The sequence below is a fragment of the Haloparvum alkalitolerans genome, from assembly GCF_055381565.1.
Genome location: NZ_AP043938.1, coordinates 1145725 through 1158981, shown reverse-complemented (window position 1 = coordinate 1158981; position 13257 = coordinate 1145725). Strand labels below are relative to the sequence as shown.

8 protein-coding genes, 1 tRNA gene and 2 rRNA genes are annotated in these 13257 nt (G+C 54.6%); 8 read left to right on the top strand and 3 right to left on the bottom strand.

Going from position 1 to position 13257, the window contains the following annotated elements; genetic code table 11:
* Positions 1 to 233 precede the first annotated feature (233 nt).
* From ACZ432_RS08150 to ACZ432_RS08115, 8 genes are all read left to right on the top strand, one after another.
* Complete coding sequence (locus tag ACZ432_RS08150) at positions 234 to 3137, top strand: DUF6884 domain-containing protein (RefSeq protein WP_426962774.1); 2904 nt, start codon at positions 234 to 236, stop codon at positions 3135 to 3137.
* Between the two features lie 123 nt (positions 3138 to 3260).
* Complete coding sequence (locus ACZ432_RS08145) at positions 3261 to 4295, top strand: tRNA-guanine transglycosylase (RefSeq protein ID WP_426962775.1); 1035 nt, start codon at positions 3261 to 3263, stop codon at positions 4293 to 4295.
* Entirely contained in the window at positions 4292 to 5188 is an 897-nt protein-coding gene (locus ACZ432_RS08140) for a hypothetical protein (protein ID WP_426962776.1), read from the top strand. Before ACZ432_RS08145 ends, ACZ432_RS08140 begins: the two co-directional genes overlap by 4 nt.
* Complete coding sequence (locus ACZ432_RS08135) at positions 5188 to 6345, top strand: BREX system ATP-binding domain-containing protein (RefSeq protein ID WP_426962777.1); 1158 nt, start codon at positions 5188 to 5190, stop codon at positions 6343 to 6345. The genes ACZ432_RS08140 and ACZ432_RS08135 overlap by 1 nt, the downstream gene beginning before the upstream one ends.
* A gap of 246 nt (positions 6346 to 6591) precedes the next feature.
* Complete coding sequence (locus ACZ432_RS08130; RefSeq protein ID WP_426962778.1) at positions 6592 to 6966, top strand: DUF7344 domain-containing protein; 375 nt, start codon at positions 6592 to 6594, stop codon at positions 6964 to 6966.
* A 276-nt stretch (positions 6967 to 7242) separates the two neighbouring features.
* The gene (locus ACZ432_RS08125) at positions 7243 to 7614 is read left to right on the top strand and encodes a hypothetical protein (RefSeq protein WP_426962779.1); all 372 of its coding nucleotides are present in this window, start codon (positions 7243 to 7245) and stop codon (positions 7612 to 7614) included.
* Positions 7614 to 7958: a hypothetical protein gene (locus tag ACZ432_RS08120; protein ID WP_426962780.1), complete on the top strand. Its 345-nt coding sequence runs from the start codon at positions 7614 to 7616 to the stop codon at positions 7956 to 7958. The genes ACZ432_RS08125 and ACZ432_RS08120 overlap by 1 nt, the downstream gene beginning before the upstream one ends.
* A 37-nt stretch (positions 7959 to 7995) precedes the next feature.
* A complete protein-coding gene (locus ACZ432_RS08115; RefSeq protein WP_426962781.1) occupies positions 7996 to 8295 on the top strand; it encodes a hypothetical protein in 300 nt (99 codons plus the stop codon).
* Between the two features lie 1396 nt (positions 8296 to 9691).
* On the opposite strand, the gene ACZ432_RS08110 is transcribed toward ACZ432_RS08115, so the two are convergent.
* The 3 genes from ACZ432_RS08110 to ACZ432_RS08100 form a co-directional block, all read right to left on the bottom strand.
* A tRNA-Cys gene (locus ACZ432_RS08110) sits at positions 9692 to 9767 on the bottom strand.
* A gap of 218 nt (positions 9768 to 9985) precedes the next feature.
* Positions 9986 to 10107, bottom strand: a 5S ribosomal RNA gene (rrf, locus tag ACZ432_RS08105).
* Between the two features lie 109 nt (positions 10108 to 10216).
* Positions 10217 to 13129, bottom strand: a 23S ribosomal RNA gene (locus ACZ432_RS08100).
* Positions 13130 to 13257 lie beyond the last annotated feature (128 nt).

Genomic DNA, 13257 nt, shown 5'->3' with positions numbered 1-13257 from the left:
GGGATTCGCGAAGGTTCGCTCAAACAGCTACATATTAACAGATATGGGTGACAGTATCTTCGAGCAAGTTGAGACGGAGTGCCCTGACCAGTGGGATACTATACAGATCCACACGGGCCCGACACTGTCGGACTTCAGCTAAAAAGTGTCATTTACCAGTATAGCTCTGAGTCAGGTGCTTCAAACGGATTTATACGATGCCCTCCCATCGCTACTACTGGTGACTATCTAACGTGCGGTTCTATGTTCCCGAGTGGGATGACGCAGTCGACGCCCACTACGATTTTGAGCACGATGAACTCTCTACACTGGACCGTCAAGAACGCGATTTAGATTACATATGGGATATTTTCGAGCCGGAAACAACACCAGTCGATGGGGTTCTCATCTCTCGTGAGCAGGTCGAAGAAACGGACCGTAAAGCCGAACGGCTCGCGAAGCACGGCGTCTACGACGACCCGGTTCTTTCTGTCCCGAATTGGCTGCCCACGATTAGTGACTGCGGGGCCTGGGGCTACAAGTCTCTCCCCTTCCCGCCGTACGGGAACGAACATATGCTTGACTTCTACGAGACGCTGGACGTCACTGTCGGCGTCACCATCGACCATCTCGTCCTGGGGTCGGGCAAGGACAAGGGCCGACTCTACCTTGATGAACGAGCGTTCGCCGAAGAGCTCAACAAAAGCGATGTCCCTGATGCCATCGCCGATGTCGTCGACGTAATGGTTGATGAATGGCCCGAAGAATGGCCCTCATACGTCGACGAGTATGAGCCTACGATTCGTACCGGTTCCGACACAGACGTTGAGTCGTTTGGTGCAGAGGACTTCCAAGGAGATATTGACGCAGTTCTAGCTCGTCTCGCAGAGGATCCACGTGCGGTCTACCGTAAACACGACGCCGAGTTCCGCTACGACCTGACGTTACGGAACGCCCAAGAGATGTATGACCTCTACCAGCGTCGTGACTACCCGTTCCGGCTGATGGTTGCCATCCAAGGGTGGAACCCCGCCTCATACAGCAAGGCCGCCGAGGAGGTGCTTGATATTGGCTACGACTACCTCGGAATTGGAGGGGTTGCAGGTAGTCCAACTCACGACGTCCGTGGAATCGTTAAGAGCGTCGGAAAGACGATCAAGCAGTTCGAACGAGAGCACAACACTCGCATCGACTCTCACGTCTTCGGCTTCGCGAAGACTGAGGCGTTTGAGACGATCGGTCGCTCGGGGATGACTAGTTTCGACAGCGCCAGTATGCTTCGTTCGGCGTGGACGGGTGGACAGAACTATCGCCTTGATAACGGCGAACGCTACGATGCCATTCGAGTCCGCTATCCATCAAGCCGAGACGATCTCGACGAAGCTGTCGAGAAATCCCTACGCGGTCGTGAAACACTAGTGGCGCTCCGAGCATACGATGCAGGAGATTCGATTCGTGATGCTCTCGAGAGTTGGTACGAGCGGGCCAAGGAGGTGCTACCAGCAACGAGAGAATATCTGCTGGAACACCGCCACGATGAGCAGTACGACGAGTCGCTCCTACAGGATATAGAAAGAGCGTTTCGAGAGGACTTCAAGTATGGACGCGAGCTTCAGGCGAGCTTCAGCGACAATCTCCGTAGTAAGCTAGTCAAACTTCTGCGGGAAGACACCTCGACCACTCCAGTACCGTTCGAGGAGTACGACGAACTACTGAATACGGCGACAGACGTATTTGAGGCATTCCCACACGCGAAGACCGTTTTAGACGAACCGCACGATGTCAGTGACTATGATCGTGTCTGGGCGATTGTCCGGGAGTACGCTACTTGGATTGGCGACGACGATCTCCTCCAAGAGTACCAAGAAACTCTTCGAAATCGCCCGTGGGAGAAATGCGACTGTCCGATCTGTAGAGACCACAGTATCGAGGTGTGCATCTTCCGGGGGAACGATCGGAATCGGAGACGGGGGTTCCACAACACACGACGCTTCTACGATGAATTCGAAGAAGACCTTCCGAAGATCCTCGTCGCGACCCAAGGTGGTGCGGCCCTCAGTCGCTACGAAACTGTTGAAGACTATCTGCGCGACAAACACTCCTCGTTCTGGACCCAGACACACGATCTTCCGGTCGCAGAGATCGGTGTGCTAGATGCGAACGGAGTGAGCGAGTGGTGGGAAGAAACTCCGTCGCTCGTCTCGTTCGCCCCAGACCGTATGGCAGCAAACGTCGGCGAACAAGCAGCGAGGTACCAACACCTCTTCGTGCACACACTGGACGGCGAACTTGACGAAGAAGTCGTAGCGGCAGCCCGTGAACATGATTGCGAGGTTCACACCAATAGCAATCCCCGAGACCTGCGAGATGAAATACTCGAGGTCTGCGGGCAGAACTATGCCGCCGGTGAAGACTTCGTACCTCATCCACCTGAGCTCGATACCGAAAATGGATTGGACATCCTTGTCATCGACCAGTGTTCAGGTTCGAAGGAAGTACCAGACGACGCACCAACCTTCGGTGAGGAGGAAACTCTTCAGTTCTCTCGCGAAGACCTCCTCGCTCGTGACAATGTGCCAGGTATCGCGGCACGGGATCTATACACTGGACGCCAGCAGAACCACGTCAAGAGTGCAGTTAGATGGCTCATGCGACAAGGCCACGACGTCGATCGCTACTTCATAAGTGCAGGATTCGGACTTGTCGCAGAAGACGAGTATCTCCCACCCTACGACGTAACGTTCAGCTCAATGAACGTTAGCAATATAAGAGAGCGATCTTCGAAACTCGACATTCAAAAAGAGCTACAACGACTTCTGCAAGAGGCCGACTACGATGTCGTCTTCTTTACCCTCGGGAAGGACTACTACACCAGCATCGACATCGACGAAATGGTTCAGGAAGTGCGTTCCGACCGGATTGGTGTGGTGTTCAACCGCGAACTCGTCGAGGATCAGTTTGACAACATCGAGTCCATCCCCGCCCGGACAGAAGATGCAAAAGAACATGGCACGATTGTTGTTGGACTCAAAGGACACTATATGAAGAACTTCGCTCGATACATCGACAGCGTCGATACTCTTCGGCCGGAAACTATCGAAGAACTATGTCGGCGGGTAGAGGAAATCCCACCACAAGCGGAATTCGAGTCTGAGTGAGCCTCCACTACCGACATGACATAACGTATTTTTTATATCTACGATTAATTTCCGCTTATATTCTTGAATTAAACATATTGCCCCATTCTCTATATAATAGGCCAGCCTATCCGAGCGGGAGGCATGTTGTATCGACGCCGAAAACTCGACCTCCCCCGAGGAGAACTGGACACCCCCGTTCTCTTTCCCGTCAGAAACATCGGGAAACGGTCGAGTGACAATACACCGACGTACGTCGGCACGATCCCAGAGTTCTCGGCAGCGATGATCAACGCAAGGTCAATCCGCAACCGGGACCCCATGTGGCAGAGAATATCGAATGGTGTAACCCTACGAGAGGAGATGGGTGTTCCCGAGGATACCATCGTTTTTGCGGACAGCGGTGGGTTCGACTTCGCAAACGAAGAAGTGGACACTACCCCAGCAAAAACGCTTGACACCCAGAGCAAATTAGACGCCGACATCCTCGGTACAGTCGACATCCCTCTCTCAAGAGACAATCGGGCAGCAGAAAATCAGCGGCGAATCGATCAAAGTATCGAGTACGCACTCAAAGCGAGCGACCACCACGATGGAGATGGACTTCTCTTCGCGAGTGTCCATGGTTACGATCCAGAGACAGTTCGGAATAACATACAATACCTGGAGAAGAACGGCGAATTCGATGGGTATGCCCTCGGAAGTATGGTTCCGATACGAACCGATTATAAAAAAGTAACAAAGCTGATACTATCTGCGCGAAACGCGACAGACAAGCACCTGCACGTGTACGGCCTCGGGGGACTCGTCTATCAACCACTTCTGCTCTACTTGGGGGTCGACAGTTTCGACTCTTCAGCCTTCATTCGTAGTGCGGGCAATCGGAACTACCTGATTCCGGGCTTCGGCGGGGAGGAACTACGGAATATCGAGGAGTTAGATAGGCTCCCCTGTCCCTGCCCAGTGTGTGGACAAAGAGAACTCGAGGAGATTCGCGAAGACCGAGTTGCCCTGACTCAGCATAATCTTTGGGCGCTCGCGACCGAACTGCGTCGCTTCCGCTATGTCGCCGAATCCAATCGAGACATCGAGGAGTACCTCGACTTGCGCTTCAGTGGGAACGAGGTCACCAAGCGTGCATACGAAACCGCGAAGCAACAGGTGCGGAGGCTCACATGAGCGACGAGAGACCAACTGTAAGGCCAGTCACTCTCAGCCGGATGGCTGAACTGACCCACACCTGCGAAGCAGCTAGCAGGTCCACTGACGATCTCGAAGACGAATTGGACGTGAGTCATCGACGTGCGCGGGAAACCATCCTCGAAGCGAAGCGCATCTCTTTGCTCGACGAAGACGACTCCGGCGAGGAACCAGTCTACACGACGACTGATGTCGGCTTGTCGTTCCTCAGTGCAATTCGCGACGAGGACTGGAGTCAAGTAAGTACAATTCTCGAGACACGGAGTCCACACTACGGGACCTTCATCGAGGTTCTCGAAGACGTCGAAAACGCGGGGTTAGACACGCTTCTGACACAGTTGGAAGAATCTCAAGAGTTCAGTCCATATTCGTATAACCAAACGAGCGTGGAGGTGCTCGGAGACTGGGCAGAGAGGCTGGGTCGGGTCCAACGAAACGCGTTCACGGGAAACTACTACTTGACAGATGAGGCGGCGATACCCACTAACTTCCACTACCTGCTCTTGGACGTGTACGACGACCTCGAAGAGAAAGCAGGCGTCGACCTGCGCCAGCGCTACCTGTCAATCCCACGTCTCCGTGAGGAGACCTGTGAACGACTCGGCTGCACTCGTGGTGATTTCAACCAAGCGCTGCTCGGGCTCTGCCAACAGAATGTCGGTAAACTCGAGCTATCGGGGGCACCGATGGATACGGCTGCAAAGGATGCCGCACTCGGCATCAAGCGTATTGCGCTCTCCGAAGAGGACGGTTTAGTTAGCACCTCGCAGTCCACTCAGCAGGTCATGGCCGGTGTCGAACAGTTCGGTAAGAAATACTACTACCTCGCAGTGCACGACCGCGACATCGAATACACACAGGAGGCTACATAATGTCCGACGCATTCACGATCACCGACGAGCAGCAAGACTACTCACAGTACAACTTGAACGCGAACCCATTCCCGTACAGTCCAGTACCCGCTGAAGATCCCGAGATATACTGTGGCCAGCAGCACGTCTCGGACAAGATCAGCTCAACTGTCTCGTCAATGCTCTCTACCGGCAAGTCCAAGCACCTGGTAGTCACTGGGAAGTATGGCAACGGGAAGTCACACACGCTCAAGTACACCCGTTCGCTCCTCCGTGATCGCGATGACGTCGTCGTAGGGTACGTTGCCCAGCCAGGGGAGGGATTCCTCGACATCTACCACGAATTCATCTACGATCTGGGCTTCAACCGCCTCCAAGAGCTCGCGTACGAGTTCCTCGCATCGGTTGCAAGAGATGTCACCGACACGAACCCGATCGGTGCCAGTGCGATGAAGTCGCTGATAGACGACGGCGACGTACTGCTCTCGGAAATTGTTCCCGAGGCGATTCGCCGACTCAGCGATGTGACGAAGTTTGCCGACTTCGCGCGTGCCATCATCCACATGGTGTACGAGGACACGAATCTCTACGCGTGGCAGTGGCTCACCGCCGAGGGGATTCGATACGAGCAGCGCAAGGAAATGGAGATTCATAGTGCCCTCGACGACGATACGATGGGTGTTCGAGCCTTCACCGCGCTCAAAAATATGCTGCTCGAACTCGGCTATACCGGTGTTTTCGTCTTCGTCGACGAGTTCGAGAGCATTGCACGACTCTCACCCAAGAACGAGCAGGCGACGCTCAACAGCATCCGACATCTGATGGACCAGAACAGTTCTGGGCTGTGTATGTTGTTCGGTTGTGCTCCCGAAGTCTGGCAAGACGTTATGAGTGAATATCATGCCTTCAGCGAGAGAATCGGTGAAGAAGTCGCTCTGAAACCGCTCACGAATGAGCATCTGAAGGAATTGGTATCGAACTATCTCGATCGAGAGCGTGATGAATCAAACGAAGGTTCTTCGATAGTCCCGTTTACTGATGAAGGGTTGGACGTGATTCTACAACGTTCGCAGGGCAATATTCGTCAAGCTCTCGCTATCTGTAGCCGAGTGTTAGATGCCGCTGTCGAGGAAAGCCAAGAAGTGGTTACTCCCGAGTTCGTCCAAAAAGCGATGTGAACACACCGTGTACTGAGTGAACATCCCACTAGTTATGGGATTTCCACCCCTCAAAACAACACGCCCGCGTCGAGTACGAGCCGCCTCAAAAGAGGCGATACATCCACGCTAGGCCCGTGGATGCTCAGACCTCGATGCGGTCAGACCAGACCGACCGCATGATCCGATACATACTCACACGTCCTGAATCCTGCGCTCAACCGTGGACGCATCGCAATCAGAAGACTACCAGGCAGGAGGGCTCCGATGACGCCTGATGATGAAGACGAGTCCAGACAGTTTGGAGAGGACCGACAACACTTCGACGACAGTGCCCATGTCATCGCTGATAAGGCCAAGCTATGGACTAACGCCCGCCGTCAACACGTCGTACGGCAAGTGTTGGCCGCTCCGAACAGGGAGCTGTCGCTCAGAGAACTCGCTCTGACTCTTCGCGATCATATTGACCAACACTCCGATCAAGACCCCGATTACGATCACGTTCGGCAGACGTTGCGCCGACGTCATCTTCCGCGCCTCGCAGAACACGACGTCGTCAGGTTCGAAGACAATACGATTCGTCCCGGCCCGGAGTTCGAGACAGCAATAGGACTGTTAGTTCGCAGCGATCCTCGAATCTAACGACTGAGCTGGGCAGCAATCGCTGTAGTTAGACTTCAAGCCCTTTCATCGCGAGCATGCGGCCTTGCTTTTCAGAACAACCTCTCGTTGTGGTAGTTAGACTCCGGTAGGTTCTGTTGGCGCCACCAGATTTCGAATTGGCTGTTTCGTATCGTTTCGGGGCATAGAAGCGTGATATTGTCGAGCAGAGACTGTGGACGCCGCTGTTAATGCTACTTCGTTCCACCATCCAGTAGCGGAGTGCCGAAGTTAGCCCTCCACTCCAATCATTCGACAATGACACAGGCAACGCAATCACCGGCTCCCGACGACCGACAGTACGACTATCCGAAGGTGAGGATTTACTCCATCTTGGGAGATACCGAACACCGGATCATCCTACGAGTTCTTGCAGACGCCGATGAACCGCTATCTCTCAAGGAACTCACCCGTGCGACACTTCTTGACGAGGAGTTCGATCAGGAAATCAGTGCATCGGTGCTGAGAGGGCTGATGTTGGATATTTATTTGCCAGTTTTAGACTCCGCCGGTGTCATCGATACTGACGCAGGTTACAACAAGATCGCACCGGGAGAGCACCACGAGGGGTACCTTGAGATAGCTACGGCGGTTGACGAGCTCTACGACAGTCACTTTGGGGGTCGCTGATGCTCGCGACGCCTATCGGACTCTACGAGTTGTCGGATGTCCGCCTTGACGTAGACGAGTTTGGTATCAATATCGACGATCCGGTCGTCCTCATCGGGACACGATCTGCTGGACCAACCCGCCGTGAGCGGGGGACAAAAACAGTGGTCGAACTCGGCCCTGTCCGCTATCCTGCGTCGATCTTCCAAAGAGATGGCTGTGACGTCCTCGACGCCTCACACGATATACTGTACGGAACCGTTGTCGTGTCGGCGGACGACCTCTCAGACGATGCGATCACCGCTCTCCGAGAGAGTGGTGGTTCCGTGTTCTCCGACATCACTAGCCCAAATGCGCTCTACTGACTTCAGACCAGATTTTCGATCGTGAGCGTACGCCAATATGGGCTTCAAAGAATTTGTCTCCACCATCGATAGCGTATTTGACCGATTCGAGGTGGTGAAGAGCTCTCTTTCCGAGTTGGAACGACCACTTGACGAACTGTTTGACGATCCGATTGTGGTCATTTATTGGTCCGCCACGTCCGAGGATGAGATACCGGACATCTCTCCGGTACTAAAGCTTGCTGCACGGGAAGACATGGTTCTCGTCGATCGAACTCTTGAATATATAGGGGCCGACGAAAGCTCGACCAAGGCGCGTCAACTGAGCGAGCACTTGGAGTTCGAACATCGCCCATGACTGCTGCCGGTCAAGGAGTCCCCTCTTCGAGAGTTTCGAACAGTCACTATACAATATCTACCCTATCTTATTCTTCCGCCCATTCAGTGCTACTTCGATGAAATAGTTAATCGAACTGAGTGATCATTGTCGTGGACCTGTGAGTAGCCGAGTCCAACTGGCACCTGAAGTTGCCGCCTCAGTGACAACAGAACGTCTACTCGCCTTAATGGCTCATAGGCATGGGTTCTTACGGACTCAAATCGACCCTCACGCCGTACCATTTCATCATATCACACCACCAGATTCGTTAAGAACATCTCTAATGCTGAGAGAAAGCGTGAGAGTTTTCGGCCGTTTCCCACAATATCCATCTCACGCTTTCTCAGAGTGCCAGAGAACCCAAAGCGGTGATTAGATATTTCTTTCTCTAATTATCTACCGTATACGCCAGACTGGGCCGAATATACCCTCTCGGGATGATATAAATGTGGGCAAACTGCCCACACCGGTTTTGAAATCGCAAGACAACAGCCGAGTGTCGAAATCACTTTTTTGATACGCACTACGCCACTCCAGTGATAAGAAAAATTGACCAGAATCAGCCGGGAGAGCCTGCACCACACACATCGGTTCGATTATAAGAATGTGGGCAAACTGCACACATCGATTTGAGAATCACATGGCAGAAGTAGAATCTCCATATCAGATAAGAGATAACCGCATAGTCAGTAAAGTGAGAGTCCTGAATTTCCGGCATCCACCACCGATTTGTGACTGGTGAATGAGTTTGTCCAATTATGGAAATGTGGGCAAACTGCCCACACTAATTTTGAAATCGCACGAAGAGACTTGATTCTCTATCTCGGTTTTCTGATAACCAGTATCTATTCGTGCTGATATAGGTCTCGAAGGACGAATTGGTGTACAGAGTGTCTGATTTCGTATAGAATGGTGGCTCGGACGGGGTTCGGTCAAGCAGTCAACCGCTTCGATTGGGAGAGGTGGACGTACACGTCAGCGTTGTTTTCAGGCCGATACTCACTTCGAAGTCAGGTCTTCACCGCGGTACGCGCCCGCATGTTTCGCAGCCTGTAGCGTGAGGGAACCTCCTCAAGTCGCTACACTCCGAGTCGATCTCGTGGATCGTCGGAGAGTTCATGCGGCATCAGAGGCACCCACCTCCGTACTCGGTGTCATCGGGTAGGGTTGGTTCCTCGACGAATGACGCAGAACGCCTCGCCGTCAGTTTCGAAGCATACGAGTACGACGGCGAGGTCCACAGAACACCAATCGGCACCTTAGGGATGTTCTGGAGCGAAGATAGGTAAATAAAAACCGGGTGCCGGTTCAGCACCATCACGGCACAAAGATCCCACTAGGTAATGTCGTTTTGGGATTTGGGGTAACGGGTGTAAGCCAAGGGCCGGATTTGAACCGGCGTTGGGCGGCTCTGCAGGCCGCTGCGTCTGACCGGACTCTGCCACCTTGGCGCGCATCGGTCGTAGTGCCGTGGTGCGCTTAAGCCTAGCGGTCCGCTAAACGATCGAGACCGGATGTCACGGGCGGGCCGGCTGACGGGCGCGCGCCGAACCGCACGGCGCGGCCGCTATCCAACGCACCTCGCCTCACAGAACCACCTTACAACACGACTTCTACAGCACTGCCGCTCGCCACTGAATGTATCCGCGTATGAATGTGCGTATGAATGGGCAGACGGCGAACCGGTACTCCCAGAGGGTCTCCCACTCCAGTACTACCCGGCACGCAGGTGGGCTTCACTTCCGTGTTCGGAATGGGTACGGGTCTTTCCCCACCGCTATGGCCGTCTTTATGCCGACTCCCGGAATCGAACCGAGATACGCCAACGTCGGTGTGACGCTAAACTACCGTGTATACGTGCGATCCAGCTACCGCCTGAACCCAATACCGAACCGTGGCATGAGTGTGGCTCGGTCTGTTAGTGCTCGTGGACTACAACGCCTCGTTGCCTTAGCGCGTACATCCCGAGTCTATCTAACTCGTCTTCTACGAGTGACCTCCGCGGTGCCTCGTTTCCATGTGGGTTTCGAGCTTAGATGCGTTCAGCTCTTACCCCGTGTCGCGTGGCTACCCGGCATTGCTCTTCCGAACAACCGGTACACCAGTGGCGACCAAACGTAGTTCCTCTCGTACTATACGTTCGTTCACGTCAGGCACCTTCAACACCCCCAATAGATAGCAGCCGACCTGTCTCACGACGGTCTAAACCCAGCTCACGACCTCCTTTAATAGGCGAACAACCTCACCCTTGCCCGCTTCTGCACGGGCAGGATGGAGGGAACCGACATCGAGGTAGCAAGCCACTCGGTCGATATGTGCTCTTGCGAGTGACGACTCTGTTATCCCTAAGGTAGCTTTTCTGTCATCTACGGGTCCCATTCCGGAACCTCGTAGGTTCGCTAGACCACGCTCTCGCGTCAGCGTCGCTCGTTGGGAACGACACTGTCAGACCATCTTTTGCTCTTGCACTCTTCGCCGGATTCCCGACCCGGCTGAGATGATCTTCGGGCGCGCTCGATATCTTTTCGAGCGCGTACCGCCCCAGTCAAACTGCCCGGCTACCGGTGTCCTCCGCCAGGAGTGAGAGTCGCAGTCACCGACGGGTAGTATTTCACTGATGCCTCGGTGGCCCGCTAGCGCGGGTACCTGTGTAACGGCTCCTACCTATGCTGCACATCGGCGACCACGTCTCAGCGACAGCCTGCAGTAAAGCTCTATAGGGTCTTCGCTTCCCCTTGGGGGTCTCCAGACTCCGCACTGGAACGTACAGTTCACCGGGTCCAACGTTGGGACAGTGGCACTCTCGTTTATCCATTCATGCAAGCCGCTACTGAAGCGGCAAGGTACTACGCTACCTTAAGAGGGTCATAGTTACCCCCGCCGTTGACGGGTCCTTCGTCCAATTGTACTTGGTGTTCAGATACCCGCACTGGGCAGGATTCAGTGACCGTACGAGTCCTTGCGGATTTGCGGTCACCTGTGTTGTTACTAGACAGTCGGAGCGCCCGAGTCACTGCGATCTGCTCCGCTGAGAGCAGACATCCCTTCTTCCGAAGGTACGGGACTAACTTGCCGAATTCCCTAACGTCGGTTCTCCCGACAGGCCGTGGCTTTCGCTGCCAGAGCACCTGTGTCGGATCTCGGTACGGTCGTCACACTTGCCTTTTCACGGGCCCTAGGTACCGTTGACTTGCGCTATCTCGGACTTCTCTCGCTTCTTGCCATGACGGCATCCACGAGGTTCTCCGATTCGACCGGACGATGGTCCGGCTCAACGTTTCCCACGGCGTCGGCGTTTGCTGTGTGACGGCACTGGAATCTTAACCAGTTTCCCGTCGACTACTTCGAGTTGCGAGTAGTCTCAGGACCGGCTCACCCTCGGCTGATTGACAGTGCCGAGGAACCCTTGCTCTTGTGGCCGTCGAGGTTCTCACCCGACTTTCGCTGCTACTGTGACCAGGATTTTCGTTACTGAACGGTCCACGCGAGTTCTCACCCGAGCTTCCATCCGAACAGTATGCCGACCTACGCGGTCACCCTATAACGGGTGCGGCCAGGTCTCGGTGGTGGATTTGAGCCCCGATCATTTTGGGCGCCTCAAACCTCGGCCGGTAAGCTGTTACGCTTTTCTTAGAGGGTAGCTGCTTCTAAGCTCACCTCCCGGCTGTTTAGGGCTTGAGACCACCTTCCAATCGCACTTAATCCACACTTTGGGACCTTAACCCAGCTCTGGGTTGTTCCCCTCATGGTGCACAGGCTTACCCCGCACACCGGACTCCCTTCGTCAACGGCGCACGCAGGTTCGGAGTTCGACAGGGTGGCCGACTCCTCTCGGAGGCGGGTCACCCAATCGGTCGCTCTACCCCGCATGCTACCTCAAAAGAGGTCATGCTTCGACATGTTTCGGTCGGAACCAGCTGTTGCCAGGCTCGATGGGCCTTTCACCCCTATACACGAATCACGGGAGGGTATTGTAGGACACCACCCCTAACGGGCCTCCACGTGGCTTTCGCCACGCTTCACCCTGCTCGTGCATAGATCGCCTGGTTTCGGGTCGTACCGGAATGACTCCCCGCGCTTGAACACGGTGGCCCTCGCAATGCTGCGGCCATATCGGTTTCCCTGCGCCTCCCCCGATGAACGGGTTAGACTCGCCATTCCAGGACACTCCCTGGGTCGTTTTTCAAAACGTACGACACGACGTCGGCTCGTCTCACGTCCTACTACGGGATCGCTCCCAGCTCGTTTTGTGAGACGCCTTTGACGCCCTGTCGCTCTATCGCCAACTGATTTCAGGCCCTATTGCACCGCCCTTCTCGGGGTGCTTTTCAGCGTTCGCTCACGCTACTTGTTCGCTATCGGTCTCGAGGAGTGTTTAGTCTTCTCAGGGGATGCCTGAGTCGTTCACAGAGAATATCCGATCCCTGCTACTCGGGTACTGACGCACGTCCTACCGCCATATCTTACGGGGTTATCACCCTGTCTCACGCTCCGTTCCAGGAGACTTCAGATACGGTGTCGGACGCTGCAAGTCAGCCCACACACCACATTGCCCGTGAGGGCTTCGGTTTGGACTGTGTCGCGGTCACTCGCGGTTACTAACGACATCGCTATTGCGTTCTCTTCCTTCCCCTACTGAGATGTTTCAATTCGGGGAGTTCCCTATTGCGCGGAGCAATTGTAATGGGATTCCTATTCGGAAATCTCGAGTTCTTTCCCTCCATGCGGGTCCCTCGAGCTTATCGCAGCTTGGCACGTCCGTCGTCGGCTCTCGAGCCGAGCCATTCACCAGCTGGCACAGTAGCCAGTTGAATACGTCCACGAACTCGGTACTGAGTTCAGTGGGCGTCTGGATCGCACGTATACACGGTCGTCATCGAATCGGCCTGTGACATCAGGCCGTTCGTCGAACCCTTCCCACCCGCGGTTTCCCGGGGTGGT